Raw genomic sequence first — 26,946 nt, 5'->3', positions numbered from 1 at the left:
AATATTTAACGATGCTTACCAATCCTGATAACCTTCTCAGGAAGCGAGAGGTGAGCGTGAACGACGACCGCGAACAACTGATCGACCAGATCGGCGCCATGCAACGCGACCTGGGCCGCCTCCTGGCCCAGCACAGCGCCCCATCCCCCCTCTTCGACTCCAACCTGACCATGCGCCAGCTCAAAGTCGTCATGATCCTCTCCGGCCAGGACTCCGCCTCCGGCCAGGACCTCGCCACCCACCTCGACGTCGGCCTCGGCACCGTCACCGGCATCGTCGACCGCCTCGTCGCCCACGGCCTCGTCGCCCGCCGCGAAGACCCCCACGACCGCCGCATCCGCCGCGCCCGGCTCACCCCCGCCGGACGCGCCCTCGTCGAACAGATCGCCGACGCCGGCCTCACCGAGTTCCGCCGCCTCCTGCGACACCTCGACACCCCCACCCTGCACGACCTGTCCGCCATCATGGACAAGCTCCAGCAGGCCGCCCTCGCCCTCCAGGATCACCCCCCTCACAAAAAGGTGGGATGATAGGTTCCGTCGCTGTGACAGCACCCACCGACACCCTCTTCTCCCTCACCGGCCGCACCGCCCTCATCACCGGCGGCAGCTCCGGCATCGGCCACGCCATCGCCCACGCCCTCGGCCACGCCGGCGCCGCCGTCGTCATCGCCGCCCGCCGCACCACCGAACTCACCCGCACCCTCAACGAACTCCACGACCACAACATCACCGCCGCCGCCATCACCGCCGACCTCGCCGACCCCGACGACCTCACCCGCCTGTGCCACCAGGCCCCCACCCACTTCGGCGACATCGACATCCTCGTCAACAACGCCGCCAACAACATCCGCGCCCCCATGGCAGACCTCACCACCGCCGACTACCAGCAGACAATGGCCGTCAACATCACCGCCCCCTACCTCCTCGGCCAGCACTTCGGCCCCCGCATGGCCGAACGCGGCTGGGGCCGCATCATCAACATCGGCTCCCAGCAATCCCACAAAGCCTTCGGCGACAGCGGCGCCTACGGCATCTCCAAAGCCGCCATCGCCGGCCTCACCCGCTCCCAGGCAGAAGCCTGGTCCCCCCACGGCGTCTGCGCCAACACCATCATCCCCGGCTTCGTCCTCACCCCCCTCACCCAACCCGCCCAAGCCATCCCCGGCCGCGTCGAAGCACTCGCCGCCCGCACCATGACCGGCCGCAACGGCCTGCCCGCCGACTTCGCCGGCATCGCCGTCCTCCTCGCCGGCAACGCCAGCGCCTACATCACCGGCCAGGCCATCTGCGTCGACGGAGGCTTCTCCGTCCACTGACACCCCCACCACCAAAACCCACCATGATTGAATACGCCCCGGATCCCACACACCCGGGGAGCTCATGACCACCACACACCGGCCCCCCACAGGTGCCCGCAAAGCCGTCTGCTACTTCTTCGTCCTCCTCGGCATCACCTCCGGAGCCTGGGCCGCCCGCATCCCCGCCGTCAAACACACCCTCCACCTCAGCGACGGCCAGCTCAGCTACGGCCTCCTCGCCATCGCCATCGGACTCGTCACCGGCATGCGCTTCGCCGGACACCTCACCGACCGCCTCGGCAGCGCCCGCCTCATCACCCCCGCCGCCATCGCCACCGCACTCACCGTCATCCCCCCCGGCTACGCCACCACCCTGCCCGCCCTCATCGCCACCCTCTTCCTCTTCGGCTTCACCAACGCCTTCCTCGACGTCTCCATGAACGCCCACGGCGTCGAAGTCGAACGCGCCTACCGCCGCCCCATCATGTCCTCCTTCCACGGCATGTTCAGCCTCGGCTGCTTCATCGGAGCAGGCATCGGAGGCCTCTTCGCCGCCCTCGACCTCAGCGCCGCCACCACCCTCACCGCCGTCGGCCTCCCCCTCGCCCTCACCTCCCTGTACGCCCGCCGCCACCTCCTCCCCACCACCCCACCCCCCACAACCCCCACCACACCCCGCCGACGCGCCCCCTGGACCGCCTGGATCATCCTCATGGGCATCGTCTCCTTCGCAGGCCTCGTCGGAGAAGGCGCCGCCAACGACTGGACCGCCGTCTACCTCTTCCAAAACCTCGGCGCCTCCCAAGCCGTCGCCGCCGCCGGATTCGCCGCCTTCTCCATCTCCATGACCATCGGCCGCTTCACCGGCGACCACCTCGCCCAACGCCTCGGCCCCGTACGCCTGGTCCGCTACTCCGGCCTCCTCGCCACCCTCGGCCTCACCACCGCCCTGCTCATCGGACAGATCCCCACCGCCATCGCCGGATTCGCCCTCTTCGGCCTCGGCCTGGCCGCCATCGTCCCCCAGGTCTTCTCCGCCGCCGGCAACCACGACCCCGCCCGCGCCGGACAGGCCATCGCCCAGGTCGCCACCGTCGGCTACGCCGGCCTCGTCGCGGGCCCCGCCATCATCGGCGGCGCCGCCGAACTCATCGGCCTGCCCGCCGCCCTGGGCATCCCCGCCCTGCTCGCCGCCTTCATGGCCGCCTCCGCCGGAGCACTACACCCCAAGAAAACGGCATGACACCACACCCACTCCACCGGCACCGACGAAAAGACACACCCAGACACACCCTCACAACGCCCGCGACACCCGCCAGCGCGCCACCGCCTCCACATAGGCCACCGGAACCTCCATCGGCGCCAGATGCCCCACCCCCTCCAACACCCCCGACTCCCAGTCAGGCCTGCGCCCCAGCAGATAACCGACCACCGCCCGCCCGATCAGCGGATCCCGATCACCCCACAACAACAACGTCGGCACCCCCACCCCGTCGACCGCCCCCAGAACAGGCCGCCGATCGACGTACATGGCCGACACCACCGAGGCGAACGCCACCATCGCATCGGCCAGCCTGTCCGGCCGAGCACGCATCTCCCAACGCTCCTCGGCCTGCAACGCCACCAGCTCCGGCGAGACCCGCCTCAGATCACCCCCCACCAGATCCAGCCCGCCGCCCGGCGAGACCACGGGATCACCCCTGCGCAACTTGACCTCCAGCAACCGCCCGCCGTACAACCACAACGCGCCACGCAAGGCCGGCACCCCGGCCAGCAGCGCGAGCCGGCCCAGCGTCTGCCAGCCGAGCGCCCCGGCCACCGTCAAAGGACCCGGCAGAGTCGGACTGGTCAGCACCAGCCCCTCCACCTCCACCTCACCGGCACCGTGCGCGAACAACAGGCCCACCAGCCCACCCATGGACCAGCCGTGAACGACCACGCGCTCCACCCCGAGCGAGCGCGTCAACACCCGCAGGAACCTGGCATTGACGTGCGCCCTGGCCGCCCGGTGATGCGGCGTCCCCGTGTGACCGGTGAACGTACCCGGCAGATCCGGCGCGATGACCGGCCCGTGAGCGGCCAGCGACGAGATGACGTCCAGCCAGAACGTCCCGGTGGCGCCCATCGGATGAACCAGCAGCTGAGTGGGCATTCCCGCGTCCCCCCGCGCACGCAGGAGGTGCACCAGGGTGCCTTGGAGGTCGACCATCTCACTGCGGATGCCCGCCCAGCGCGGCGAACGCTCCCCCCAGTCGTCGTATCGCACCAGGCCTCCCGGGGTCGCGTGGCCGCCGGAGTTCCACGCTACAACCGGCGATCGGGCCGCCCTGTTTTTCGGTGATGAGTCTTTAGTCCATTGTAAATGATCTTGAACTCGATCGGACGCCTTTACAATGTAGATTTATTTATTGGGGTGCCTCGAAACGGGCCAGCCAGGTGGTGAGGAGCGACTCCAAAAGGGCCGAGTCCTCCGGAGACAGCTCGTCGAGGAGGCGGCGCTCGTTGCGCATGTGCTCGGCGAAGGCCCGGTCGATCAGCTCCCTGCCCGCGGCGGTGAGCGCGACCACCCGCCCCCGGCCGTCGCTCTCGCTCGGACGGCGGGTGACGAGCCCGTCGCGTTCGAGCCGGTCGATGCGCTTGGTCATCGCGCCGGTGGTGACCATGGTGAAGGCGGCGAGCTCTCCGGGGGCGCGCTCGAAGGGCGCTCCCCCGCGCCGCAGGGTGGCCAGGACGTCGAACTCCCCCTCCCCGAGCCCGTACCGCCGGTAGACGACGCAGAGCTGTTCGGTGAGGTGTCCGGCGAGCCGGTGCAGGCGCCCGATCACCCCCTGCGGGCTCACATCCACATCCGGTCGCTCGCGGGCCCACTCCCGCTGGATGCGGGCGACGTGATCCAGGGGTTCGCTCATGCGCCCAGCATAGCTTCCAGGGAAGCTATATTCCTTCCATGGAAGCTACCTTTCGCTGGACGTTGGTCACGGCGACGGCACCGATCGCGTGGGGGACGACCTACTTCGTCACCCAGCAGTTCCTCCCGCCCGGCTACCCGCTGTACGGCGCGGCCGTCAGGGCGCTGCCCGCCGGGCTCCTGCTCCTCCTCCTGAGCGGAAGGCTCCCTCACGGCTCGTGGTGGTGGAAGTCCCTCGTCCTCGGAACGCTCAACATGAGCGCGTTCTTCGCGCTGGTCTATCTTGCGGCCCAGCTGCTGCCGACGAGCGTCGCCTCGACGATCATGGCGATGTCGCCCGTGGTGATGATGCTCCTGGCCTGGTCGATGCTCTCGGAACGGCCGCGGATCGCGCACCTGGCCGGAGCGGGCGTCGGCATCGCGGGGGTGTGCCTCATGCTGTTCACCGGCGCGTCCGCCGTCGACGCCCTCGGCGTGCTCGCGTCCGTCGCGGCCATGGTGATGTCGTCGTTCGGCTACGTGCTGGCCAAGCGATGGACCACCGGCGCCGGCGCGCTGTCGTCGGCCTCATGGCAGCTCATCGCCGGGGGGCTGGTCCTGCTGCCCTTCGCCGTCGCGCTGGAGGGGCCGCCGCCGGCGCTGGACGCACCCGCGGTCCTCGGGTTCGCCTACGTCACCGTCGTCGCGACGGCCCTCGCCTTCGCCGCCTGGTTCTCGGGACTGCGGCACCTGCCGGCGGCGACGGTGGGCCTCGTCGGGTTGCTGAACCCGGTGACCGGGGTGCTGCTCGGCACGACGATCGCCGCAGAGGCCCTCACCGCGCGGCAGCTCTGCGGGCTGGCCCTGGTCCTCCTCGGAATCCTCCTCGGGCAGCCCGCCGCGGCCCGCCTCGCCGCCCTCCTGCGGGATCGGAAGCGGCCTTCGGGGACCGGAGGAGGGCGGGGCCGGCGTCAGCCGACGTGGACCAGGGGGCGGCGGGCGGTCTCGTGCTCGGCCTGGCGCAGCACCTCGCGGGTGAGCGGCGGGATATCGCCGCCGCCGAAGACGAGGTAGCGCAGCAACGCGCCGACCGGGTTGCCCTCGGCGGCCCAGTGGAAGTAGACGTGCGGGGTCTTGCCGGTCTGGTCACGCAGGTACAGCAGCAGGGCGGCGATGGCGTTGGCGATGGTGGGACTCTCCATCCGCAGGATGCGGAACCCGTGGCGCTCCTCGCCGACGACGTGCAGCTCACCGGCGAACTCCGAGGCGTCGGAGACGCTCACCTCCAGGAACAGCAGGCCCTCGCCGGTGCGCAGCCGGTGCAGCTCCCAGGCCTCGCGGGCCTTGTCGACGTACTCCTTGCAGTCGCGCGCGTGCGGCTCGTTGGCGATCAGCCGGATCTCTCCCGACTCGCTGACGTAGCGGCGGGCCAGGTCGTCCAGGGTGACCTTGGTGACGCGCAGCTCGGTGGACCGGGTGGCCCGGGAGATCAGCGAGGTGATCACGATGGCCAGCACGAACAGCAGGGCGATCACCAGGCCGTCGGGGCGTTCGACGATGTTGGCGACGGTGGCGTAGGCGAAGATCAGCGTGATGACCCCGAACGAGACCGCCGCGCGGGTACGGCCGTCGTTCCAGGCGGCCAGGGTGACCGCGACGGCGGCCGACAGGATCAGCGCGAGCACGCCGGTGGCGTAGGCGCCGCCCTGGGACTCCACGTCGGCGCCGAAGAACAGGGTGATGAGGAAGGAGATGGCGGTGAAGACCAGCACCATCGGCCGGGCCGCGCGCGACCAGTCGGGGGCCATGCCGTAGCGGGGAAGGTAGCGCGGCACGATGTTGAGCAGCCCGGCCAGCGCGGAGGCTCCGGCGAACCACAGGATCGCGATGGTGGACAGGTCGTAGACGGTGCCGAACCCGTCGCCCAGATACTCGTGCGCCAGGTAGGCCAGGGCGCGCCCGTTGGCCGCGCCGCCCTCGGCGAACTCACCGGCCGGGATGAGCACGGTGGTGGCGAAACTGGAGGTGATCAGGAAGGCGCTCATGATGACCGCCGCGGTGGTCAGCAGTTTCCTCGCGCCGCCGATCCGCTGGACGAGGTCCCCCTTGACCAGCGGCATCACGGCCACGCCCGTCTCGAAGCCCGACAGGCCCAGGGCGAGCTTGGGCATCACGTACAGCGAGACGGCGACCATCGCGATCGGGCTGGAGTGCTCGGCCACCAACGCCTCACCCCAGCCGGTGACCAGCGCGGGGTCGGCGAGCACCCGGTGCAGGGCCGTGCCCAGGACGACCACGTTCAACACCAGGTAGATGGCGACCAGGACGACGGCGATCGAGATGGCCTCGCTGAACCCGACCAGGAACACCCCGCCGAGCGCGGCGATCAGCGCCAGGGTGACCGGGACCTGCCGGCCGGACAGGAACTCCGGCACGAAGGGGTTGTGCAGGATGTGGGCGGTGGCGTCGGCCGCCGACAGGGTGATGGTCACGATGAAGGCGGTGGCCACGAACCCGAGCAGGAACAGCACCAGCAGCTTGCCGCGCCAGCCGGGCAGCAGGCGTTCCAGCATCGACAGCGAGCCCAGCCCGTGGGGACTCTGCCCTGCCACCGCCCGGTAGGTCGGCAGCGCGCCGAACAGGGTCAGCGCCACCAGCAGCAACGTCGCGAGCGGGCTGAGGGCGCCGGCGGCCAGCGCGGCGATGCCCGGCTGGTAGCCCAGGGTGGAGAAGTAGTCCACCCCGGTCAGGCACATCACCTGCCACCAGGAATGCCGGTGCTCGGGCGGTTCCTCGTGGTGCGGGCCGCTGGTCCTGGGGTCGGAGCGTTGCAGCCCATGCAGTAACCACCCCCGCAGCCCCGAGTCCACCCGCGCCGATGCCGACGTACCTGCCACTGTTTCCTCTCCCCGCGCTCACGTCGTTGCCCTGTCCCTGACGGATGTGGACGGCGCGCTGTCGCGCCGCCGGCCGCCAGGTGCCGATGTCCGGTCCCTGCCGCCGCGAGATCAGAGCGGGTGACCGAGGAACATCCGCCGGGAGGGATGTCCGGTACGGGGGTGGCGTGGCCACCGGCCACCGGCCGGTGAGGGAACGGCGAGGCGTCCCGGACGGCGGAGCGCGGCCGGGAGGGATCGCCGCGGAAGAGGAACCGGGAGGGATCGCCGGAGAGGAAGACAAGACACCCCATATTCCCTACCGGTCCGGCCGCCGGGCGCCTAGAAAATCATGCGGATCCATACGCGTTCTTGACGCCGGTTCATCCGAATTCGACCAGATCCGCCCTACCGCACTCGGGCGCCGGCCGTCGCGTCGCGCTTCCCGGTCCGTACCCCTTTCCCGGTTTCCCGGGCCCGCACCCCGCCCTAGGCGTCGCGTCGGCTCGCGCCGCCGGGGGGCGGACCGGGCGCCGTGCCGGCGAGCCGGCCCTCCAGGCCGTCGAGGAGGGCCTGGAGACCGAACTCGAAGGTCCTGTCGGGGGCGGCGGCGTAGTCCGCGGCCGTCGGCGTCTCGAGGCGGGCGCGCAGCCGGGGGAAGTCCATGGCGACCTCGGTCGCCTTGGCCATCGCGTCCTGGATCAGCGCCCCGGCGTCCGCGCCGTCCCGGCTCAGCCGCCTGGTCAGGGAGACCGCGGCCGAGGCGCCGAGGACGTTGCCCATGACGAACGTGAAGACGGTCGCCGCGGCGCGGTCCGCCCGCGCGCCGGCGAAACCGGCCGCCTCGTAGACGGCCAGGCTGTGGTCGTCGTGGCGCGCCTTGCCGGGGCCGTAGAACAGGTGGGAGCCGAAGGCCTGGACGAGCCAGGGGTGGCGGCTGAACATCGCGTGCAGGCCGGTGGCCATCGTGGTGGCCGCCGCGCGCCAGCCGGCCGCCTCCGGGTCGGGCAGCTCGACCTCGTCCCAGACGCGGTCGCCGGCGAGCAGGATGAGGTTGTCCTTGTTCTTGACGTGCCAGTAGACCGCCGTCGCGGCGGTGCCGAGCCTGCCGCCCAGGCTGCGCATGTTCAGGCCGTCCAGACCCTCCTCGTCGAGCAGCTCGATCGCGGTGCGGACGATCTGTTCCTGGGTCAGCGTGTCGCGCGGCATGCGGCCACGATAGGCCACCGAACCCGACTTGCACAAAGTTCAAAAAGCGTCTTGCACTTAGTTCAAGAAACGGTCCTCGTTCGCCTTGAACTTAGTGCAATTCGATGTGGCGTACCGGAGGCGCCCCGATGAAGGAGATCGGCCGTGAACGGGGTTGAGGAACCTGCGGACAGCCGTTGGCGGTACCCGCGAGCAACTTAGGTGGACGCTCCGGCAGGTCGTCCTGCGGGTGATCATTTCCGTTCAAGATCTGGACGTGTGGTGTGCTTCCGGTTGTTACCGGGCGCTGGGTGGTGTGCCTACGGTCGTCGGTCATGCCCGCAGAGTTTCTGTCTGATGAGCAGAGGTCGGCGTACGCGACCCTCAGTGAGATGCCGTCGCTGCCGGACATGGAGAAGTTCTTCTTCCTGGACGCCTTCGACCGGGAAGTGATCGCGCGCTCACGCGTGGTGGACTACCTGGCCGAACAGTTGGGCATCGGGGACCCCTCGCAGGTGAAACGATACGGGGAGCGGCCGAAGACGGTCTATGAGTACGCGTGGATGATCCGCGATGTCTACGGCTGTCACGACTTCGACGATCGGGAGTCGTGGGAGAGCCGGGTGCTGGCGAAACGGTTCTTGACGTTCTTGCACGGCCGCGCGTGGACACACGCCGAGGGGCCGACGGCGTTGTTCGATACCCAGTGGTCGGACATGTCCCGGGTCGCCGGATCGCCGGTGACCAACCAGGTCCGCGCCTACGACCTGCTGCGCATGTTCGCCCGAGGCGGGCGCCCGACCCCGCTCGGGCAGGCGTTCGCCGAGTACGGCCGCATCGACAAGACCCTGCACCTGCTGTCCATCCTGGACCCGATCGACGACACCTACCGCCGCAGGCTCAACAAGCAGCTCACCGTCCAGGAGTCCCGGCATCGACTCGCCCGCAAGATCTGCCATGGCGCAAGCGGGCAGATCCGGAAGGCTTATCGGGAGGGCCAGGAGGATCAGCTAGCCGCGTTGGGGCTGGTCGTCAATGCGGTCGCGCTGTGGAATTCGAAGTATCTGTCGGCCGCCGTCGACCAGTTGCGGGCGCAGGGCGTGCCGGTCAAGGATGAGGATGCCGCCCGGCTCAGCCCACTCGGCCACGCCCACCTCAACGTCCTGGGCCGCTATGCCACCTCCTCCTCCGCGCCGGCCGAAGGCCTGCGCCGGCTCGGTGAGATTCCCGACCTGCCCGACGGCGGGGACACGGTGGAGACGGTGGAGGGAGAGGGCGTGCAGACCTCTGGCTTTGCGCCGACGGCTATCAGGATTCTCCTGTGCGGGATTCACCGTGACGGCGGCGTCTTCAGTTCCCCTCGTGGTCGAGGGCGGCGACCTCACGTACGGCCTTGGCGATGGCGCGATAGTCCTTACGCAGGATCGAACCGTGGTTGCTGGCGACTTTCGCGCTGATTTGGATGTTCGGATTGCGGGCAGTCACCGCAGGGAGGCTGGCGCGTATCCGTTCGTGCCCGCCCTGGCTTCCGAAGGACTCCCCAGAAGCGACCACGTAGCGCGCCGGGACGGTGATGCTGTCCAGCACGGGGCCCAGGTCACGCTCGCGGGCGATCTTGCCGACCTCGATGTTGCTGTCTGCCAGCTGGTCGCCGGTCATCCGTGGAGCCATACCGAACGGGCGCAGCAGCTGCATGGGCCACCAGATCCGCTTCCATATCTTGCGCATCCCCGGTTCCATGGACTCGTCGAACCAGTCGTAGGGCTGCGCGCCCTCCACCAAGACCGCGCCCACGGTACGGGCCGGATTCCGGCTGGCCCAGTGCGCCGCGACAAACGCTCCATAGGACCAGCCCACCATCACCGCCCGGGCCACACCCCGGGCTGCGAGGACAGCATCGACATCTCGGATGTTCGTCTCGAACGAATAATCCGCCGAACGCTTCGACTTACCACGCCCCCGCATGTCGTAGGTGATATGCCGCCACTCCGTCCCCAACTCGGCAAGGACCCGCCGCCATTGCCGCTGAACGGCGGCGTGACCGTTGAGGTAGATCACGGGGACACCGTCGGTGTCGGTGTCGGTGACGGCTAAGGCCGTATCGTCTACTGGGACCATGCCGGTCCAGGGGGATCGATTGATGGTCATGATCTTCCTTTCTCAGAAGTGAATCGGGAACGGTGGCCGGCTGCCATCCTGCTGTCTCGGGGTGACGCCGGCCTTGTACCGCGCTCCACCAGCCTGGTCCTGCACCCCGTCGCCCGCCGACATGAGTAGTGGACGTCCAGGCGTGAAACGACGCCCGCAGGTCAGTCGGGGGGCTCCGCCAGCCGCTCCATCCGGTGCCAACCGGCCCAGCCGCGCTCGCGCATCAGGTCCAGCAGCCGCTCCACCCGCGGGTCGGACTCGACGGCAAGTGCGTCCAGAAGGTCAACCGGTAGGTCGTCGTGCGCGACCTCGTCGGGGTTGATCTCGCCGGAGGTGTATGCCTGCTCGGCCAGGCCGGCCATGATATCGGCGGCTTCTGCCAGACGCGGATCGTCGTCGCCTGCGTCGTCGTCTTCGATGATCTCCGACAGGATCCGGTAGAGCCGAACGAGTTGCGGGTCATCGAGCTGCGCGAATTTTGCGGCCATAACCGCGGGGATGTCTCCGGGCCAGGAGGCAGCAACAACCAGGATCCACCCGTCCCGCTCCGCCTCCACCATCCGCTCTCCTACCCCGATCTCCCGAAGCAGATCGAGGTAGGAGATCACCTCCGGCGGAAGCGCCATACTGTCCCCGGCGGCGAGCTGCGCGATCTGCTTGCGGCTGGTCTCAAGCCGTTCGATCTCGTCGTGCAGGCGACTGTCGATTCGTTGGACCGCTTCGGCAAAGGTCGATGCGTCGGCTTGGAGCATCTGACCGATCTGAGACAGCGGCACGCCAGCGTTGGCGAGGGTTCGGATCTTGATGAGCGACACGACTGCCTTTGCGCCGTAGCGCCGGTAGCCCGAGGCATCCCGGTCCGCTTCGGGCAGGAGTCCGATCTGGTGATAGTGCCGCACCGCCCGCACCGTGACGCCGGCATACGCCGCCAATTGACTGATGGTCAGCATGCTCTGATCCTGCTCTCAACTTCGCCTAGACCCGGCCGGCGCCGGCCCAGGAGATCCTGCGACGGTAGGGGAGGTTGGTGAACAGGTAGGCAACGATGACCCACCACATCGGCAGATGTACGGCCCCGCCACACGGCGGGGCCGTACATCTGCCGTCAAGGGATCATGTCTGGCCACGTAGCTCCGGAGATTCCCGGCCATTTTTCGCCGGAACCTACATGCGGTCTCCTGGACCTGATCGGTTGTCGGCGGGATGCTCATGACAGCCAGCATGCAGGGTTGACGCAGCGTCAGGGTCAAGTCCGCCGGCAGATTCGTGTGTCTGGCGGCGATAGCAGGCGGACACGAGCCGGCGCGGACATCGTGCTGGTCTCCGAATTGCTCGGGCACGCCTCGCTGAACTCGATCCGGATCTACACCCTGTCCACCGCTGCCGACCGGGCCCGCGGCGTCGCCCTGCGCGTCCTGTCAGGCCCGCTGTCGAACTTCCACGACCTCGCCGTCAACGACGCCACGACAGCGCTGCTCATCAACGTGATCACCGCGGTCGGGCAATTCCAGCGCGACCTGCAAAACGAGCTGACCGCCGAAGGGATCGCCGCCGCCGAAGGCCGCTACCGCGGCCGGCCGCCCGCCCTGGCCGGCTCCCGGCTTGAGGAGGTTCGATCGGTGTTCGTCGACCACGGCACCTCGATCGCGGCTCTCGCCCGCGCGCATGGAGTGAGCCGGGCCGCCATCCGAACCGCGCTGACCGGCCCCGCAGCGCCCCGGCCGGGGACGGCGGATACCCGGCCGATACGTGACCGAGCGCCGCCGCATACGCGGCCTCGACGGGATCGATATCCGATTCGCGAAGGATGATGGCCATGTTCCCTTTTCGAATGACCAGCGCGCTGGCCGCGGTCACCGCATCCGCGATGGCGCTGACCGGATGCGGTGGCGCGAGCACGCCGGTCGGACCGCCGGCGCCCGCCAAGCCCGGCGCGCGAAGCGCGGGCGACCCGCTCTTCGCCTACCTGGGCAACGGCGGCTACGACGTCGGCTCCTACGACGTGAGCTACGACTACCGCGGCGGCACCACGAAGATGGACGCCTCGGTGAGGATCAGGGCCACCGCGACGCACGCCCTGTCCGGCTTCAGCCTGGACGCGGCGGTAGAGAAGATCACCAAGGTGGCCGTGGAGGGCCGCCCCGCCGGCTTCCGCGTCGCGGGGGAGAAACTGCTGATCACGCCCGGGCGGGTACTGCCCCGAGGCCGGCCGTTTCGCGTGGACGTCTCCTACCGTGTCGACCGCGCCGCCAACCCCCAGTCCCCCGCCTTTCCCCAGGACGAGAAACCGCACCGCACCGCCTGGGTCGACAAGAAGGACGGCTTCGCGGTCATGGGACAGCCGGACCGAGCCCACCTGTACTTCCCCAGCAACGATCATCCCGGCGACAAGGCGAGGATCACCTTCCGCATCACCACCCCGAAGGGCCTGCAGGCGGTCGCCAACGGAACGCTCCGCTCACGGACGGAGAAGGCCGGCCGCGTCACCCACGTCTTCACCACCCGCGACCCCATCCCGACCCACGTCGTGCAGGCGGCCGTCGGCCGCTTCACCCTGATCAAGGGCACGGGACCGCACGGCCTGCCGCTGCGCAGCCACGTCGCCACCGCACAGGCCGCCAGGACCCGCGCCCTCGTCGACGGCATCGCCGACCAGATGACCTGGATGGAAAAGCAGGTCGGCCCCTTCCCCTTCGAGACCTACGGCGTGCTCGGCGTGCCCGGCGGCTACAACGGCGTCGCCCTGGAGAGCGCGACCATCTCCACCTACGCCGTGGAAAGCCTGACCGGCACCGACCGGCAGGGCCGGGTGACCACCCAGGACACCCGGGACGACGCGATCACCATGGTCCACGAGCTGGCCCACCAGTACTTCGGCGACGCCGTCGCGGTGCGCGACTGGAACCAGATGTGGATCAGCGAGGGCCACGCCGAGTTCTACCAGCTCCTGTACGCCGCGGAGAAGGGCTGGCGCGACCTCGACGACCCCTCGCGCGGGCTGCGCGCACGCTACGACTTCGACGGGGACAAGCGCGCCGAGTCGGGCCCTCCGGGAAGGATGAAGCACGCGCGGGACGTGCTGGTCGGCACCAACACCGCGGGCCTGCTGATGCTGTTCGGCCTGCGGGAGATGGTCGGCCAGGACACCTTCCAGCGGATCGAGAAGACCTTCTTCGCCGAGTTCCGCGGCCGCTCGGCCGACACCCGGGACTACATCGAGGTCGCCAACCGGGTGAGCGGCAAGGACCTGACCGGCTACGTCAACGGCTGGATCCACAACGCGCAGACTCCGCCGATGCCGGGTCACCCGGACTGGAAGCCCACGGCGTGACCGGCTTCCCCGCAAGCCCTCCACACCCGCCGGTGCCGCCGTCAGCCTCGGGGGCGACGGCGGCACCGGCACGATCCGGACCACCTCACCTGGGGATGGAGCGCTCCCACCGCCGATCGATGATTGAGCAGGTCAGAGCGGGTAGTACCCCTGCACAACTTTCACAGCGACCGTTCTGATCCTGGCGGACACGTCGGTAGCCCCCCGCTGAACGCCACAGACGGCACTCACGTAAGGGGACCGGACATGCATACCGATCAGCGGGGCCACTGGCCGATCAGCACCGACCTGATCGGCCTGCGCCGGCATCTGTACCGCCACATGAGCCAGGTCGGGCTGGCCGGGACGCGACGCGACGACCTGCTGCTGGCGGCCAACGAGGCCGTCATCAACGTGCTGGAACACGGCGACGCGGCCGGCAGCGTGAGCGTCTGGCGCGACGAGGCGGACCTCGTCGTCGAGGTCGTCGACGACGCCGGACGCCTCGCCCCCGACCAGGCCGACCGCCACCGGCCCGGCCCGGGCGCGGTCCGCGGATTCGGGCTGTGGCTGATGGGCCGGCTCTGCGACGAGTTCACCATCTGCCAGAGCGGTGGCCGGTCCAGTGTCCGGTTGCGAATGCACCTGCACGCCCCCTCCGGCGCCGGATAGCGGCCGGCGCCCACCGTTTTACGCGCCCGGCAAGCCCGTGCCCCCGCACGGACCGCCGCCGGACTCAGCCGCTTCGCGGATCAGGCTCCGCGAAGCGGCCGGCCGTGAACATCAACGGGGTATCGACCCCGTGCCGGGAACTCGCGTCGGCGAGGAAGGCGGCCAGCCATCCCAGAGCGTCCAGCGACCACTCGGCAAGGGTGCCGTGGAAGGTGACCCGGTGATGGGCGGGCCCGAGCCACACCTCGTCGATGACGGCGGGTTCCAGGACCAGATCGTCGTCGTCCGTCACGGAGACCGCGTCGCACCAGAAGACGTCCTGATCGAATTCCCGCACCCACCGGAGTATCCCGGGCGCCGCCGAGCGGACGGACGGATCCTGCCCGCCGTCCAACGTCACCCGCACCCGTGCTCTCAGGCGCGGATCACCGTCGGCGAACCAGCCCGCGTCCTGGAGCAGGGTCATCACCGCGCCCGCACGCGACGACGCGCCCACCGGCGCGTCGAGGCTCTGCACGGGCAGCAGAAGCTGGACCGCCCGCAGGTGAGCGGTGCCGATACGCGCCACGACGTCGTCCGCGCACGACAGGAACGCCTGCACCGGCAACGGCCGGCCGTCCGGGACCGGTCCGGTCAGCGACACCTGAAACCACGCGACGCGTGCCGGCCGCGATAGCGAGGCCGGAGCCGACGCCGGGTCGTGCCCGGCGTCGTTCATTCCCCAGAGGCCGCCGACCGCGTTCTCCTCGGCCTCGGTGAGCCATCCCATCGCGGACGACCTCGCGACGAACAGGCTGTAGGCGTCCGAGGAGGCGACGAGAGGATCCCGCCACGGGTGCACCACCAGCTCGCCGTACAGAGCCGCGAGCATGGTGCCGTCGGGTCTGATACTCACGTCGCCCCTCTCGCGTCATCGCCTGCAGTAGATGTTCTGCCCCGGTGTGAAGAGCTTGCCCGGGTCGTCGGCCAGGCCGACCAGGTCCACGTCGACGACGCTACGCCACCCCGTCAGACTGCCGTTGGTGCAGACCGCGCGCCCGGTCGCGCGGTTGCCGGCCCCGCCGCCGGACCTCACCGTCGCACTGCCCGCCGTACCGGCGTTTCTCCAGGTGCCGTCAGCGTAGTACTGCTGCAGCTGGACCGTGACGATCGCCAGCGTGGCGTTGCAGTTGCCGTTGATCCACCAGCCGTGACCGGACGCCTCGAAGGCGGACCCGGAGATGTGGACGTAGTCGCCCATGGTCTGGAAGAAGCACACCGCGGAAGGCGCCCGGCCGTTCTCCGGGGAACCCGAGTTCCTGGAACTCGCCTCGCCGCCCGCGGGGGCGGGCGTGGGAACCGGGGCGGGCGGTGGGGCGGACCTCTCCGGAACCGCGATCGCCGAGGTCTGGGACATCGCGAGAAGCATCGCGCCCACGATGCCGGCCGTTGTGGAGATCCTGCGAAAAGGGTTACGCATGAACCGCACCTCCGAGCTGGGTCGAGCGGGATCAGGGGTTTCCGCGCACCCCCTGACGGGCGCGCCCCTGACGGCGGTTGAGAACGCGCACGGCGCTGACCTGGATCGGCGCGCCGAGCGTAAGTAAAAGTGTCATCGCCATTCCGCCGTGTCAAGAAAATTAAAATCGTTTAGCGGCGTTTTGTTGCTAAACAACATGCGATTTCGCATACATCCCGGTAAGCGGTAGGAGAATCACTTTGGCGGTCGTTTCACGGCAATTATCAAAGGATGGAATTCCGTGTGGTGAATCGCCGGACCTCGGAGAGTTGTTTCGGTTCCGGGAGATGCTTTTGACAACAACCGTCCGGCTTTACAATGTAGATCAAAAAGTCGCGATCCGTACCCGCCCGGGCCGCACCAGGCCGCCGGGGCCGGCGAGTTTCGCCGCGAGTTCGGCGGGTGTCCCGGCCGCCCGGTGTCAGCCGTCGAGTCCGGGCAGCACCTCGGCGCCCAGCCGGCGGATGTTCTCCAGGGTGCGGGCATGCTCGCCCGCACCCTCGACCATCAGGATCAGGTGTTCGAGCCCGGTCACCTCGCGGGTGCGCCGGATCGTCTCCACGCAGTGGTCGGCGTCCCCCACCGGATGGACGCCGGTCAGGAAGTCGACGTACTCCCCCACGTCCCGCACGGGCCGCCGCCGGCCGTCCACCGGCACGTACCCGGCCAGGCCGGGCTCCAGCCAGCGGGGCACGGCGGCCCTCACCTCCCGCACGGCCGCCCTCGTCGAGTCGGCCACGTGTCCGACGACGGCGGCCACATGCCGTACCGCACCCGCGTCCGCGTCCACATCCGCTTCCGGTGGGAGGGGCGGCGCGGGTGGGCGTGCCGCGTCGTACCCGGCGAGCATCGCCGCCTTGCCCGCGTCGTCCATGTGCATGCCCAGCAGCATCGGCAGCCCCCGCTCGGCCGCCAGCCGCGCCGTCTCCGGCGAGGTGCACGCCACCACGGGCCGCATCGACGCCGCCGGCACCATCGCGACCTCGCGGAAACGGAAGAACTCCCCCTCTGCCGACACCGTGCGCCGCCCCAGGGCCCGGCACAACAGGTCGAGCGACTCGGCGAAGCCGCGCTCGAACCTCTCCAGACCGGTGCCGAACACCTCCAGGTCGACCCAGGGCCCGCCCCTGCCGACCCCCAGCGTGAAACGCCCGCCGGACAGGTGGTGCAACATCGCCGCCTGCTCGGCCAGCGCCACCGGGTGCTGCGTGGACAGCACGCTCACCGCCGTCCCCACCCCGATCGTCCGCGTACGCCCGAGTGCCACGGCCGCCAGCGTGGCCGCCGACGGGCAGACCCCGTACGACATGAAGTGGTGCTCGGCGATCCACGCGTCGTCGAATCCCGCCTCCTCCGCGACCTCGATCGCCTCCACGCAGTCACGCAGCACCTGTCCCTGCGGCCTGCCGGGGAAACCCGCCGCGACCAGGAAGATTCCGATCCGCATCCTGCTCACGCCCTCTCACGTACGGGTCGGCGACGACGGGGAGCACTCGTTCGGGGATCTCGTGTCCGGCCGGTCGCTTCGCGAGGCTAGAGATCACGTGCCGAATCCGTCAAGGTTCGGCGGTGGACGCGGTGCTGGGTTCGCGAGGCCCACCGCGTGACGGAGGCCGGCCAGGCCGGGGGCAAGATGGTGGTCGTCGACGCCTGAACGGCGACGAGCATGACCCGCCGGGCACGGCCGGAAGCCGACCGCGATCACCGTCCCCGGCCGGAGCCCTTCTCGCGTGCGACGAGGCCGAAAGGGAATCTCCGGGGAATCCTCGGGGCCTGTCGATCCGGCCGTGCCCCGTTCGTCGTCATGGTGTACGGCAGCCCGCCGAGCGAAAACACGAAGGAGCCAGACCGTGAAGTACATATTGCTGATGTACGGTGCCGCGACGGCCGACGGGGACGACCAGTGCGACTTCGAGGAGTGGGTGGTCTACGACAAGGCGCTGAAGGAGGCGGGGGTCCTGGTCTCCGGGCACGCGCTGAAGGACGTGAGCACCGCCACGACGATCCGGATCGGCCCGGCGGGCGAGCGGATCGTCACCACCGACGGGCCGTTCGCCGAGACCCGCGAGATCCTCGGCGGCTACGACGTCATCGACGTGCCGAACCTCGACGTCGCGCTCGACTGGGCCGCCCGCTGCCCCGGCGCGCGCTACGGCGGATCGGTCGTGGTGCGGCCGATCGACGAGTTCGAGGTCTGACGGTGACGGGTGGGGAGGCGGACGAGCGGGCCGGCGATGCCAGGTCGTCCGTGGAGTCGGTGTTCCGTGAGGAACGCGGCCGGCTGCTCGCCTCCCTGGTCCGCCGCTTCGGCGACCTCGACCTGGCCGAGGAGGTCGCCTCCGAGGCCGTCGAGGCGGCGCTGGTGCACTGGCCGGTCGATGGGGTGCCGCTCAGGCCAGGGGCCTGGCTGCTGACGACGGCGCGGCGCAGGGCCGTCGACCGGCTGCGGCGGGACCGGGCCTACGCCGCCCGGCTCGCCGTCCTGCAGGTGGAGGCGGACCGGGCCGACCCCGCCCCGCCCGCGGACGCGGACGCGGACGGCGATCTCCCCGACGAGCGGCTGCGGCTGTTCTTCACCTGCGCCCACCCGGCCCTTCCCGCCGACGATCGCACGGCCCTGACCTTGCGCTGCCTCGCCGGGCTGACGACGCCCGAGGTCGCGCGGGCCTTCCTCGTCCCGTCCGCGACGATGGCCCAGCGGATCGTGCGGGCGAAGAGGAAGATCCGCGAGGCCCGCATCCCGTTCCGCGTGCCCGGTGTCGACGAGCTGCCGGAGCGCCTGCCAGGGGTGCTCCAGGTCATCTATTCGATCTTCACTGAGGGCTACGCGGCCAGCTCGGGCCCGGACCTGCAGCGGCTCGGCCTCGCCGAGGAGGCCATCCGGCTGGGGAGGATACTGCGCCGGCTGCTGCCCGCCGAGCGGGAGGTCGCCGGGCTGCTCGGGCTGATGCTGCTGGTCCACGCGCGGCGCGAGGCGCGCACCGGCCCGGGCGGCGAGCTGGTGCTGCTCGACGACCAGGACCGCGACCGGTGGGACCGCGCCATGATCGAGGAGGGTGGTGACCTGGTGCTCGTCGCGCTGACCGGCGGCCCGCCCGGCCCGTACGGGGTGCAGGCCGCGATCGCCGCCCTGCACGACGAGGCCCCGGACGTCGCGACCACCGACTGGCCGCAGGTCGTGGCCCTCTACGACGTGCTGCTCGCCCTCGCGCCGTCCCCGGTGGTCGCGCTGAACCGGGCCGTGGCGGTGGCGATGCGCGACGGGCCGGAGGCGGGGCTGGCACTGCTCGACGAGCTGGCCGGCGAGCCTCGGCTGCGCGACCACCACCCCTACCCGACGGCACGGGCGGACCTGCTGCACCGGCTCGGGCGCCTCCCCGAGGCCGCCGCGGCCTACCGGGAGGCGCTCGACCTGGCCGGCACCGATCCCGAACGGGCGCACCTGCTGCGCAGGCTCGGCGCGGTCGAGACATCCGATCCCGGCGGCACGGCCGGCGCATGACGGCGGGACACCCCCGGCCGTCGTCACCCACGCACACGAGCGAGAAGAGCCGTACATGGACGACGAAGAGATCTTTTCCTGGACAGTGGACGAACGGCTCGGCTTCGCCGCCCTGCTCGACGAGCTCGACGACCACGAATGGGCGGTGGCCTCCCTGTGCCCCGGCTGGACGGTGCACGACGTGGCCGCTCACATGACGCTGTCCACGCACACCCTGTTCCTCGACACGCTCAGGGGCATGATCCGGACGCGTGGCGACATCAACCGGGTCTTCGCCGACCAGGCGCGGGACCGGGCGGCCAGGTTCGGGCCCGCGGAGCTCGTCGCGCAGCTCCGCGAGGCGGCCGGCTCACGGCGCCGCGGGCTCGGCTCCCGTCCGCTGGACACGCTCGTCGACGCGCTGGTGCACGGGCAGGACGTCGCGCGCCCGCTCGGGCGCGTGCGGGAGATGCCCGCCGAGCGGGCGGTCGCGGGGCTCGGCCGCGTCCTGGGGACCGGTTTCTACGGCGCTCCCAGGCGTCTGCGCGGCACGAGACTGGTCGCCACCGACCTGGACTGGTCGGCGGGCGAGGGCCCGGACGAGGTCCGGGGTCCGGCGGGTGATCTCCTTCTGCTGGCGACCGGGCGGGCCGCGGGGCTCGCGGGCCTGTCCGGTCCGGGTGTCGAACGGGTCGCGGCCGCTCTGTAGGCGAGAGCTCTGTTGACGGGGGCGCGCCGGGGGTCACGGCCGGGAGGGCTCGGCCCCCGGTTCGGCCCCCGGTGCCGCCGGCGCGCCGGCCTCCTCGGAGATGACCTGCCCGTGCCGGATACGGTCGGCCTGGCGGGCGTGCCGGGTGACGGTGGCCCGGAGGAAGTCCCGAATGATCACCAGCTCCTCCTCGGTGTGATCGGCCAGCCCGGCTTCGTCCTCCTCGCTCAGCTGACCCCAGATCTCCTGGGCGACCCGCTCGGCCTGGGGCGTCGGCACCACCCGCACCTGTCGCCGGTCCCGCTGGTCCCGGACCCTTTGCGCGTACCCCGCCCGCTCCAGCCTGTCGATGGCGATGGTCGCCGCGCCGGGGGACAGCTTCGCGGCCACGGCCAGCTCCCCCGCCGTCATCGGACCGAGCGCGAACACGCACCCCATGCAGCGCATGTCGGTCCGGTTGATCCCCAGGCGTGCCGCCGCGGCCTCGTCCACCGCGTCCGAGACGTTCTGCAGCTCCATCATGGCCACCTGGACCTCGTCCACCAGGGACTTCCATTTTTCTTTTGACATTTAAAATTTCTAACTACTAGACTTCTCGACAGTCGAATCATATACCGATCTTCCCGGCAACACACCCCCCGGGCCCCGTCGAGGCGACTTCCGGGATCCGGGTCTTCCCCAAGGAGGTGCGAGGAATGAGCGAACGCGGCAATCCCTGGGCCGTCATGGCGACACTCTGCGTCGGGTCCTTCATCACCGTCCTGGACACCACGATCGTCAACATCGCCATCCCCGACATCCTCACGGACCTGGACGCGACGATCACCGAGGCCCTGTGGGTGATGAGCGCCTACATCCTCGTGGTGGCCGCGCTGGTGATCACGGCGGGCCGGATGGGCGACATCGTCGGACCCCGCGACGTCTTCATCGCGGGCATGATCCTTTTCACCGTCGCGTCGGCGCTGTGCGGGGCCGCCCGGGAACCCTGGCAGCTCATCGCCGCCCGCGCCGCGCAGGGCGTCGGCGCCGCGCTGATCACCCCGCAGACCCTGACCATCCTGACGGCGGTCTTCCCGCCCGAAAGGCGCGGCCTGCCCAGCGCGGTGTGGGGCGTCACGGCCGGGCTGGCCGGACTGGCCGGTCCGACACTCGGCGGGCTCCTCGTCGCGGAGGGCGGCTGGCGCTGGATCTTCCACGTCAACGTGCCGATCGGAATCGTCACCGTCATCATGGCGTTCGTCCTCATTCCCGGCACACGCCCGGGCGGGCGTCCCCACCTGGATCTCACCGGGGCGCTCCTGGCGACCGCCGCGCTCGGCGCGATCACCTACGGGCTCCTCGAAGGCGACCGGTACGGGTGGGGGACGATCACCTCCTTCCTCACCGTCCCGATGGTCATCGGGGCCGGCCTGGTGCTGCTGGCGGTGTTCCTGGCGACCCAGGCGCGGACCCGGGAGCCGCTGCTCCCCCTGGGTGTCTTCCGGGACCGCGGCTTCTCCCTGATGAGCTTCGTGATCGTCGCCGTCTCCTTCGGGATGATGGGGCTGTCGCTGACCCTCACCATCTACCTGCAGCGGGTGCTCGGCCTCAGCGCGCTCCAGGCGGGGCTCACGCTCGCGCCGACCGCGCTCGCCATGATGGTCTCCTTCCCGGTCGTGGGCTTCCTGATCGACAGGATCGGCGGGAAGTACGTCCTCATCGGCGGGCTCACCCTCTACCCGATCAGCCTGGTGCTCATCGCGGTGACGGCGCGGGCCGATTCCGGCCGGCTCGCGCTGCTCGGGCCGCTCGTCCTGGCGGGGATCGCCCAGGCGGCCGCCTTCGCCCCGACCGTCACGATGGCCATGCGGGACGTGCGGAAGGAGTTCACCGGTGCCGCGTCGGGCGCCTTCAACGCGATCCGCCAGCTGGGCTTCCTGATCGCGATCGCCGCGATGGGCGCGGTCCTGCAGAACCGCCTGAGCACCGGGCTCGGCGACGAGGCGCGACGCCAGGCCGAGCGGCTCCCCGGCCGGTACCGCGAGGACTTCGTCGACGCGGTCACCGCGGCGGCCGGAGGCGCCGAGGCGGGAGCCGGCCGGATGCGGCCGCCCCCCGGGGTGAGCGACCGGCTCGCCCAGCAGATGCGGGAGAGCGCCCAGCTGGCCTTCGACCACGCCTTCGTCGGCGCGCTGCGATGGACCCTGCTGGCCTGCGCCGCGGTGGTGATCGTCGCGGGCCTGCTGAGCCTCGCCGCCAAGCGGCCCGGCCCGGCCACGCTTCCCGCCCCCGAGGAGGAACCGGCACTGCGGTGAGGCCTCCGTCCCCGTCCCGTTCCTGACGACCGCCCCCTTCCGAGCACGAGACGAAGGGGTCCGGGCCGATGCTCGACGGCCCTGCAGCAGTGCCGGCGGCCGCGCGACCCGCAGGGCAAGGCCGGCGTCGAACCGTCCACCGAGACGCGACGCAACGGCACGATCGGCCTCCGCTCGGTGCCGTCCGGCGTGAATCACGTAACACCTCGCTCACCCGTCAACCACAGAAGGAGTTTGTGAAAATGGATCTCGGTCTCGTCGGGAAGGTCGTCCTCGTCACGGGCGGCAGCGGCTCGATCGGCGCTCACCTCGCCGCCGCGTTCGCGGCAGAGGGCGCCAGAGTGGCGATCACGTACCACCGCAACGAGGACGGCGCGCACCGGGTGTCGCAGGACGTGGTCGAACAGGGCGGTGAGGCGATCATCGTTCGGTACGACCTGACCGACCCCGCGTCGATCCGCGCCGCCTTCGACACGGTCACCGCGAAGTGGGGCGGTGTGGACGTGCTCGTCGTCAACGCCTCGGCCATTCCGGGGACGAAGGTCGATCCGGTCGCCTTCGAGGACATCTCCGTCGAGGAGTGGCGGTCATCGCTGCGCGCCGACGTGGAGGGCTCCTTCCACACCGTGCAGGCGGCCCTGCCCGGAATGAAGAAGCGGGGCTGGGGACGCATCGTCTTCATCTCGGCCGACATCGTCCAGCGCGGCGGCGGCGGCGACGAGGCGTTCGTCGCGAGCAAGATGGCCATGCACGGGCTGAGCAGGACGCTGGCCACCGAGCTGGCGCCGGAGGGCGTCCTCGTCAACGTCGTCGCCCCCGGCCCCACCGTCACCAGGGGTTTCCTCGCGCGGGTCCCCGAGGAGTTCAGACAGGATCTCGCCGGCAGGTCCGCGGAGGAGATCAAGCGCTTCCTGAACAGGGGCAGGCCGGCCGGTCACATCTCCACGCCCCAGGACGTCGCCGGCATCGTCCTCTACCTCGCGTCCGCGACCAACGGCAACATCACCGGCAGCGTGGTCCACGTCGCCGGAGGCAACTGACGTCCACCTCCCGCCGGGGGGAGGGGGTTCCCGGCCGCCGCACGCGCGGGTCATCCCCTCCTCGCGGCGCCGGGATCGTGGCCCTGCCGGGGCTGGTCTCACCGCGGCCTCCCCGGGCGCGGTCCCGGCTGCCAGGCTCGACCCCATGAGCGCATTCACGACGGCGAAATCGCGTACCAGACCAGCCGGCCGCTGGGACGCCTCGCCACGGTCGGCCGCGACGGCAGACCGGCGGTCAGGCCGGTGGGGGTCATCTACGATCCCGAGGCCGGGGCGATCGTGATCGGCGGGGTCGCCGGCTCCGGCATGGCGGGACGGCTGCGGCGGGATCCCAAGGCCACGGGGTCACGGGGTCGCTGGGCCTCCGAACGCGGCCTCCACGACCACCGGACCACAGGAAAGGACCTTCCTTGCGTTACCGACCACTGGGCCGGACCGGGCTGCGGGTGTCCGAGCTGTTCTTCGGCGCGATGACCTTCTACGAGCGCGGCGGCTCCGACGTGCCACAGGGGTACCGGGCCATGCTCGACGCCTACGCCGACGCCGGGGGCAACGTCATCGACACCGCCTCGGCGTACGGCGAGAGCGAGGAGATCCTCGGCGAGCTCCTCACCGGCCGCCGCGACCGCTTCGTCGTCGCCACCAAGTACACGCTCTCCCGCGACCGCGACGACCCGAACGCCGCCGGAAACCACCGCAAGAACCTCACCCTGTCGCTGGAGCGCAGCCTGCGGCGGCTGCGGACCGACCACATCGACCTGCACTGGGTGCACATCTGGGACCGCCACACCCCGGTGGAGGAGACGATGCGGGCGCTGGACGACGCCGTGCGCGCCGGGAAGATCCTCTATGTGGGCATATCCAACGCCCCGGCGTGGCTGATCAGTCGCGCCAACACGCTGGCGGAGTGGCGGGACTGGACGCCGTTCGCGGGCCTGCAGGTGCCGTACAACCTGCTCAGGCGCGACGTCGAGCGGGAGTTGCTGCCGATGGCCGAGGCGTTCGGGATGAGCGTGGCCGCGTGGGGGCCGCTCGCCGGCGGCGTGCTGTCGGGGAAGTTCACCGGCCAGGCGGCCATGGAGGGGGCCACCCGGGTCGATCCCGGCTCCCTCACCGCGCGGGACCACGCGGTCGCGGGTGCCGTACGGGACGTCGCGGGCGACCTGGGCGTCACGGCGGCCCAGGTGGCGATCGCCTGGACCCGCACCCGCTTCGCCGCCGTCCACCCGATCGTCGGCGCGAGAGACGTCGAGCAGCTCACCGAGAACCTGGGCGCGATCGACGTCGTCCTCCCCGAGGAGGCGGTCCGGCGCCTGGAGTCGGCGACGGGGTTCGAGGTGGGATTCCCCGGTGACTTCATCGCCGAGTGCGAGGCCGGCCCGTGGGTGTTCGGCGAGGCGCCCACGCAGCCCCGCGTCCGCTCACAGGTCCCCGGGCCATAGGCCTCCGGGCCGGCGGTGCCCGCCCGGTACGGGCCGCGTATCGGACTTTCGGCGGTGCCGGTGTTCCACGGGGTTCCTGATCAAATCCGGGGAGGCGCTCATCATGGGGCCTGTCCGGCGGGCCCGCGCGACCCCCCGCGATGCCCGCCACCACCAGAGCGACCGCCAGGCGGGCGCGTTCCGGGCACCGCACACGAGCAGGCGCTCGCCGTACCCCCGGAGACCGCCGTCAGAGCCGCCACCATCGCGAGCACGGCGAGTACGCGCATCATCATGTCCACCACGACGTACGGCGGGTGGGTTCGGTTCGGCCGGGCGGGGTTTCCCGGCTCCGATCCCGAGATCCGGGGAACGCCACGACGAGTTCCAGCCCGCCCCCCGGGTTGGGGCTCGCCCGTACGCCGGCCCCGTGCGCCTTCGCGATCGACGCGACGATCGACAACCCGAGCCCGGCGCCCTGCTCCCGGGTCGTGTGCAGGCGCCGGAAGGGCTCGAAGAGGTCGCCGAAACGTTCCTCCGGCACCTCGGGGCCGGTGTTCCTGACGGTCAGGACCCCGTCGGCGAGCGTCACCTCGACGGTTCCGCCGGGACGGTTGTGGCGGACCGCGTTGTCGACGAGGTTGGTGACGAGCCGGTTCAGCAGGATCGGATCGCCGTGGACGACGAACGGCTCCGTCCGTGCCGTCACGGTGATGTCGCCGGATCCCTCTTCGGCCAGGACGAGGCGTACCACCTGGTCCAGGGCCACCGGTCTCAGCCTTTCCAGGCCGTGTTCCGCCTGGGCGAGGACCAGCAGGGCGTCGATGAGGTTCTCGGTGCGGCGGTTGTGGAACAGGAGCTTGTCGCGGATCTCGCCGACGTCCTCGGGCAGGCCGATCTCGATCGCCGCCCGCTGGACGGCCAGCGGGGTGCGCAACTCGTGGGAGGCGTTCGCGACGAACCGCCGCTGCCCCTCGACCGAGCGTTCGAGCCGGTCGAGCATCGCGTCGAACGTGTCGGCCAGTTCCTTCAGCTCGTCCTTCGGCCCGGTGAGCGCGATCCGCTCGTGCAGGTTCGACAGGGACAGCCGCCGCGCGGTGGCGGTGATCCGGTGGACGGGCCGCAGGATACGCCCGGCGACCAGCCATCCGACGACCACCGACACCACCGCCAGGATCCCGACCGTCAGCGCGGTCACCTCCCACTGGTAGCCGATGACGTCGTCCACCAGGTCGGGCAGCGGCACCGGCGCCGGCCGATCCGTCGGCATCCCCGGCACCGGTCCCCTCGGCTCGGGGGGCGGCGGCACCGGGAAGCGCGCGATCCGCGTGCGCAGCGTCTGGCCCAGCAGCAGGTTGACCGTGACGAGCAGGATGACCGAGGTCAGCAGGAACAGCCCGGAGTAGGCCAGCGTGAGCCGTACCCGGACCGTCGTCACAGCAGGTACCCCGCGCCGGGAATCGTCTGGACGCACGGCGGGTCGCCCAGTTTCGCCCGCAGGCGGCTGACCACGACCCGCACCACCGTCGTGAACGGGTCGGCGTTCTCGTCCCAGGCCTCCTCGAGCAGCCGTTCGGAGCTCACGACCGCGCCGTCCGCCCTCATCAGCACCTCCAGGACGGCGAACTCCTTGAGCGACAGGTGCAGGTGCCGCCCGTCCCGCGACGCCTGGAGCCGGTGGGTGTCGAGCACGATCCCGTGCCGCGCCAGCACCGGCGGCACCGGCGACCGGCTGCGCCGCCCCAGCGCCTTCACCCGCGCGACCAGCTCGGCGTAGTCGAACGGCTTGGGCAGGTAGTCGTCGGCGCCCATCCCGAGGCCCTCGACCCGCTCGGGCACCGACGCCGCCGCCGTCATCATCAGGATCCGCGTACGGCTCCCGCGCGCCACCAGCTCACGGCACACGAGGTCGCCGTGCGTCCCGGGCAGGTCCCGGTCCAGCACGAGGACGTCGTAGTCGTGCAGCGCCAGCCGTTCGGCCGCCGCGGCGCCGTCGTACACCACGTCGACGGCCATGGCGTGGCGGCGCAGTCCCATCGCCACGAGATCGGCCAGGTCGCGTTCGTCTTCGGCCACCAGAACCCGCATGCCGACGTTCTTACTCGAACGGGGGTAACAGCGG

At 70.6% G+C, this 26,946-nt stretch carries 25 protein-coding genes and 2 pseudogenes; 15 read left to right on the top strand and 12 right to left on the bottom strand.

Annotated elements, in window-relative coordinates:
- Nucleotides 1-50 precede the first annotated feature (50 nt).
- The 3 genes from ACTOQ3_RS11725 to ACTOQ3_RS11715 all read left to right on the top strand — a co-directional run bounded on the left by ACTOQ3_RS11725 (nt 51) and on the right by ACTOQ3_RS11715 (nt 2,543).
- Nucleotides 51-530 carry a MarR family winged helix-turn-helix transcriptional regulator gene (locus tag ACTOQ3_RS11725; protein WP_440083382.1) on the top strand — a complete coding sequence of 160 codons (480 nt, stop codon included), beginning with the start codon at nt 51-53 and terminating at the stop codon, nt 528-530.
- 14 nt (nt 531-544) lie between these two features.
- On the top strand, nt 545-1,318 hold the full coding sequence (locus ACTOQ3_RS11720; RefSeq protein WP_440083381.1) for an SDR family NAD(P)-dependent oxidoreductase: 774 nt from the start codon (nt 545-547) through the stop codon (nt 1,316-1,318).
- A 64-nt stretch (nt 1,319-1,382) separates the two neighbouring features.
- Nucleotides 1,383-2,543, top strand: coding sequence for an MFS transporter (locus tag ACTOQ3_RS11715; RefSeq protein WP_440083380.1), 1,161 nt, complete (start codon nt 1,383-1,385; stop codon nt 2,541-2,543).
- A gap of 51 nt (nt 2,544-2,594) precedes the next feature.
- Here the strand turns inward: ACTOQ3_RS11715 and ACTOQ3_RS11710 are convergent, their stop codons facing one another.
- Together ACTOQ3_RS11710 and ACTOQ3_RS11705 are read right to left on the bottom strand one after the other, a co-directional pair.
- Entirely contained in the window at nt 2,595-3,566 is a 972-nt protein-coding gene (locus ACTOQ3_RS11710) for an alpha/beta fold hydrolase (RefSeq protein WP_440083379.1), read from the bottom strand.
- A gap of 139 nt (nt 3,567-3,705) precedes the next feature.
- Nucleotides 3,706-4,209 carry a MarR family winged helix-turn-helix transcriptional regulator gene (locus ACTOQ3_RS11705; RefSeq protein WP_440083378.1) on the bottom strand — a complete coding sequence of 168 codons (504 nt, stop codon included), beginning with the start codon at nt 4,207-4,209 and terminating at the stop codon, nt 3,706-3,708.
- Nucleotides 4,210-4,247: 38 nt separating this feature from the next.
- Between ACTOQ3_RS11705 and ACTOQ3_RS11700 the strand changes: the two genes are divergently transcribed.
- Complete coding sequence (locus tag ACTOQ3_RS11700; RefSeq protein ID WP_440083377.1) at nt 4,248-5,261, top strand: EamA family transporter; 1,014 nt, start codon at nt 4,248-4,250, stop codon at nt 5,259-5,261.
- Here the strand turns inward: ACTOQ3_RS11700 and ACTOQ3_RS11695 are convergent.
- Nucleotides 5,159-7,084 carry an amino acid transporter gene (locus ACTOQ3_RS11695; protein ID WP_440083376.1) on the bottom strand — a complete coding sequence of 642 codons (1,926 nt, stop codon included), beginning with the start codon at nt 7,082-7,084 and terminating at the stop codon, nt 5,159-5,161. The genes ACTOQ3_RS11700 and ACTOQ3_RS11695 overlap by 103 nt on opposite strands.
- Before the next feature lie 468 nt (nt 7,085-7,552).
- The gene (locus ACTOQ3_RS11690; RefSeq protein WP_440083374.1) at nt 7,553-8,272 is read right to left on the bottom strand and encodes a TetR/AcrR family transcriptional regulator C-terminal domain-containing protein; all 720 of its coding nucleotides are present in this window, start codon (nt 8,270-8,272) and stop codon (nt 7,553-7,555) included.
- 314 nt (nt 8,273-8,586) lie between these two features.
- On the opposite strand from ACTOQ3_RS11690, the pseudogene ACTOQ3_RS11685 reads away from it, so the two are divergent.
- Both ACTOQ3_RS11685 and ACTOQ3_RS11680 read left to right on the top strand, forming a co-directional pair.
- Nucleotides 8,587-8,940, top strand: a pseudogene (locus tag ACTOQ3_RS11685) (DUF4158 domain-containing protein); the annotation flags it as partial.
- Between the two features lie 12 nt (nt 8,941-8,952).
- A pseudogene (locus ACTOQ3_RS11680) lies at nt 8,953-9,468 on the top strand (Tn3 family transposase); the annotation flags it as partial.
- 133 nt (nt 9,469-9,601) lie between these two features.
- On the opposite strand, the gene ACTOQ3_RS11675 reads toward ACTOQ3_RS11680, so the two are convergent.
- Complete coding sequence (locus ACTOQ3_RS11675; RefSeq protein WP_440083372.1) at nt 9,602-10,399, bottom strand: alpha/beta fold hydrolase; 798 nt, start codon at nt 10,397-10,399, stop codon at nt 9,602-9,604.
- A gap of 161 nt (nt 10,400-10,560) precedes the next feature.
- The gene (locus ACTOQ3_RS11670) at nt 10,561-11,349 is read right to left on the bottom strand and encodes a MerR family transcriptional regulator (protein ID WP_440083370.1); all 789 of its coding nucleotides are present in this window, start codon (nt 11,347-11,349) and stop codon (nt 10,561-10,563) included.
- A gap of 279 nt (nt 11,350-11,628) precedes the next feature.
- Between ACTOQ3_RS11670 and ACTOQ3_RS11665 the strand changes: the two genes are divergently transcribed.
- From ACTOQ3_RS11665 to ACTOQ3_RS11655, 3 genes are all read left to right on the top strand, one after another.
- A complete protein-coding gene (locus ACTOQ3_RS11665) occupies nt 11,629-12,210 on the top strand; it encodes a hypothetical protein (RefSeq protein WP_440083369.1) in 582 nt (193 codons plus the stop codon).
- A 5-nt stretch (nt 12,211-12,215) separates the two neighbouring features.
- The gene (locus tag ACTOQ3_RS11660; protein WP_440083368.1) at nt 12,216-13,730 is read left to right on the top strand and encodes a M1 family metallopeptidase; all 1,515 of its coding nucleotides are present in this window, start codon (nt 12,216-12,218) and stop codon (nt 13,728-13,730) included.
- 246 nt (nt 13,731-13,976) lie between these two features.
- Nucleotides 13,977-14,381, top strand: coding sequence for an ATP-binding protein (locus ACTOQ3_RS11655; RefSeq protein ID WP_440083367.1), 405 nt, complete (start codon nt 13,977-13,979; stop codon nt 14,379-14,381).
- Nucleotides 14,382-14,445: 64 nt separating this feature from the next.
- Here ACTOQ3_RS11655 and ACTOQ3_RS11650 read toward each other — a convergent pair whose 3' ends face one another.
- From ACTOQ3_RS11650 to ACTOQ3_RS11640, 3 genes are all read right to left on the bottom strand, one after another.
- The gene (locus ACTOQ3_RS11650) at nt 14,446-15,276 is read right to left on the bottom strand and encodes a hypothetical protein (protein WP_440083365.1); all 831 of its coding nucleotides are present in this window, start codon (nt 15,274-15,276) and stop codon (nt 14,446-14,448) included.
- 15 nt (nt 15,277-15,291) lie between these two features.
- Nucleotides 15,292-15,840 carry a hypothetical protein gene (locus ACTOQ3_RS11645; RefSeq protein WP_440066619.1) on the bottom strand — a complete coding sequence of 183 codons (549 nt, stop codon included), beginning with the start codon at nt 15,838-15,840 and terminating at the stop codon, nt 15,292-15,294.
- Nucleotides 15,841-16,300: 460 nt separating this feature from the next.
- On the bottom strand, nt 16,301-17,326 hold the full coding sequence (locus ACTOQ3_RS11640; RefSeq protein WP_440083493.1) for an LLM class flavin-dependent oxidoreductase: 1,026 nt from the start codon (nt 17,324-17,326) through the stop codon (nt 16,301-16,303).
- Between the two features lie 403 nt (nt 17,327-17,729).
- Between ACTOQ3_RS11640 and ACTOQ3_RS11635 the strand changes: the two genes are divergently transcribed.
- The 3 genes from ACTOQ3_RS11635 to ACTOQ3_RS11625 are packed head-to-tail and all read left to right on the top strand — an operon-like array spanning nt 17,730 to nt 20,069.
- Nucleotides 17,730-18,077, top strand: a complete 348-nt coding sequence (locus ACTOQ3_RS11635; RefSeq protein ID WP_362697082.1) for a YciI family protein — start codon at nt 17,730-17,732, stop codon at nt 18,075-18,077.
- Nucleotides 18,078-18,079: 2 nt separating this feature from the next.
- A complete protein-coding gene (locus ACTOQ3_RS11630; RefSeq protein ID WP_440083364.1) occupies nt 18,080-19,381 on the top strand; it encodes an RNA polymerase sigma factor in 1,302 nt (433 codons plus the stop codon).
- Between the two features lie 55 nt (nt 19,382-19,436).
- Nucleotides 19,437-20,069, top strand: coding sequence for a maleylpyruvate isomerase family mycothiol-dependent enzyme (locus ACTOQ3_RS11625; protein ID WP_440083363.1), 633 nt, complete (start codon nt 19,437-19,439; stop codon nt 20,067-20,069).
- A gap of 33 nt (nt 20,070-20,102) precedes the next feature.
- On the opposite strand, the gene ACTOQ3_RS11620 is transcribed toward ACTOQ3_RS11625, so the two are convergent.
- Nucleotides 20,103-20,639, bottom strand: a complete 537-nt coding sequence (locus tag ACTOQ3_RS11620; RefSeq protein WP_440083362.1) for a MarR family winged helix-turn-helix transcriptional regulator — start codon at nt 20,637-20,639, stop codon at nt 20,103-20,105.
- 125 nt (nt 20,640-20,764) lie between these two features.
- On the opposite strand from ACTOQ3_RS11620, the gene ACTOQ3_RS11615 reads away from it, so the two are divergent.
- The 3 genes from ACTOQ3_RS11615 to ACTOQ3_RS11605 all read left to right on the top strand — a co-directional run bounded on the left by ACTOQ3_RS11615 (nt 20,765) and on the right by ACTOQ3_RS11605 (nt 24,845).
- Complete coding sequence (locus tag ACTOQ3_RS11615) at nt 20,765-22,363, top strand: DHA2 family efflux MFS transporter permease subunit (RefSeq protein ID WP_440083361.1); 1,599 nt, start codon at nt 20,765-20,767, stop codon at nt 22,361-22,363.
- A gap of 242 nt (nt 22,364-22,605) precedes the next feature.
- Nucleotides 22,606-23,403, top strand: a complete 798-nt coding sequence (locus ACTOQ3_RS11610) for an SDR family NAD(P)-dependent oxidoreductase (protein ID WP_440083360.1) — start codon at nt 22,606-22,608, stop codon at nt 23,401-23,403.
- Between the two features lie 410 nt (nt 23,404-23,813).
- Entirely contained in the window at nt 23,814-24,845 is a 1,032-nt protein-coding gene (locus tag ACTOQ3_RS11605) for an aldo/keto reductase (protein ID WP_440083359.1), read from the top strand.
- Between the two features lie 271 nt (nt 24,846-25,116).
- On the opposite strand, the gene ACTOQ3_RS11600 is transcribed toward ACTOQ3_RS11605, so the two are convergent.
- On the bottom strand, nt 25,117-26,262 hold the full coding sequence (locus ACTOQ3_RS11600; protein ID WP_440083358.1) for a sensor histidine kinase: 1,146 nt from the start codon (nt 26,260-26,262) through the stop codon (nt 25,117-25,119).
- The gene (locus ACTOQ3_RS11595; RefSeq protein ID WP_440083357.1) at nt 26,259-26,912 is read right to left on the bottom strand and encodes a response regulator transcription factor; all 654 of its coding nucleotides are present in this window, start codon (nt 26,910-26,912) and stop codon (nt 26,259-26,261) included. The genes ACTOQ3_RS11600 and ACTOQ3_RS11595 overlap by 4 nt, the downstream gene beginning before the upstream one ends.
- Nucleotides 26,913-26,946: the final 34 nt, after the last annotated feature.

This window comes from Streptosporangium sp. LJ11 (genome assembly GCF_051918945.1).
Taxonomy (GTDB): domain Bacteria; phylum Actinomycetota; class Actinomycetes; order Streptosporangiales; family Streptosporangiaceae; genus Streptosporangium.
The sequence above is the reverse complement of the archived record's forward strand: the minus strand, read 5'-3'. Positions and strand labels throughout refer to the sequence as shown.

What these genes read in the sequence shown, in the direction of transcription:
- ACTOQ3_RS11715 (WP_440083380.1), top strand. Translation starts at nt 1,383, where the DNA reads ATGACCACCACACACCGGCCCCCCACAGGTGCCCGCAAAGCCGTCTGC.
- ACTOQ3_RS11705 (WP_440083378.1), bottom strand. Translation starts at nt 4,209, where the DNA reads ATGAGCGAACCCCTGGATCACGTCGCCCGCATCCAGCGGGAGTGGGCC.
- ACTOQ3_RS11700 (WP_440083377.1), top strand. Translation starts at nt 4,248, where the DNA reads ATGGAAGCTACCTTTCGCTGGACGTTGGTCACGGCGACGGCACCGATC.
- ACTOQ3_RS11690 (WP_440083374.1), bottom strand. Translation starts at nt 8,272, where the DNA reads ATGCCGCGCGACACGCTGACCCAGGAACAGATCGTCCGCACCGCGATC.
- ACTOQ3_RS11675 (WP_440083372.1), bottom strand. Translation starts at nt 10,399, where the DNA reads ATGACCATCAATCGATCCCCCTGGACCGGCATGGTCCCAGTAGACGAT.
- ACTOQ3_RS11670 (WP_440083370.1), bottom strand. Translation starts at nt 11,349, where the DNA reads ATGCTGACCATCAGTCAATTGGCGGCGTATGCCGGCGTCACGGTGCGG.
- ACTOQ3_RS11660 (WP_440083368.1), top strand. Translation starts at nt 12,216, where the DNA reads ATGTTCCCTTTTCGAATGACCAGCGCGCTGGCCGCGGTCACCGCATCC.
- ACTOQ3_RS11655 (WP_440083367.1), top strand. Translation starts at nt 13,977, where the DNA reads ATGCATACCGATCAGCGGGGCCACTGGCCGATCAGCACCGACCTGATC.
- ACTOQ3_RS11645 (WP_440066619.1), bottom strand. Translation starts at nt 15,840, where the DNA reads ATGCGTAACCCTTTTCGCAGGATCTCCACAACGGCCGGCATCGTGGGC.
- ACTOQ3_RS11640 (WP_440083493.1), bottom strand. Translation starts at nt 17,326, where the DNA reads ATGCGGATCGGAATCTTCCTGGTCGCGGCGGGTTTCCCCGGCAGGCCG.
- ACTOQ3_RS11625 (WP_440083363.1), top strand. Translation starts at nt 19,437, where the DNA reads ATGGACGACGAAGAGATCTTTTCCTGGACAGTGGACGAACGGCTCGGC.
- ACTOQ3_RS11620 (WP_440083362.1), bottom strand. Translation starts at nt 20,639, where the DNA reads ATGTCAAAAGAAAAATGGAAGTCCCTGGTGGACGAGGTCCAGGTGGCC.
- ACTOQ3_RS11615 (WP_440083361.1), top strand. Translation starts at nt 20,765, where the DNA reads ATGAGCGAACGCGGCAATCCCTGGGCCGTCATGGCGACACTCTGCGTC.
- ACTOQ3_RS11610 (WP_440083360.1), top strand. Translation starts at nt 22,606, where the DNA reads ATGGATCTCGGTCTCGTCGGGAAGGTCGTCCTCGTCACGGGCGGCAGC.
- ACTOQ3_RS11595 (WP_440083357.1), bottom strand. Translation starts at nt 26,912, where the DNA reads ATGCGGGTTCTGGTGGCCGAAGACGAACGCGACCTGGCCGATCTCGTG.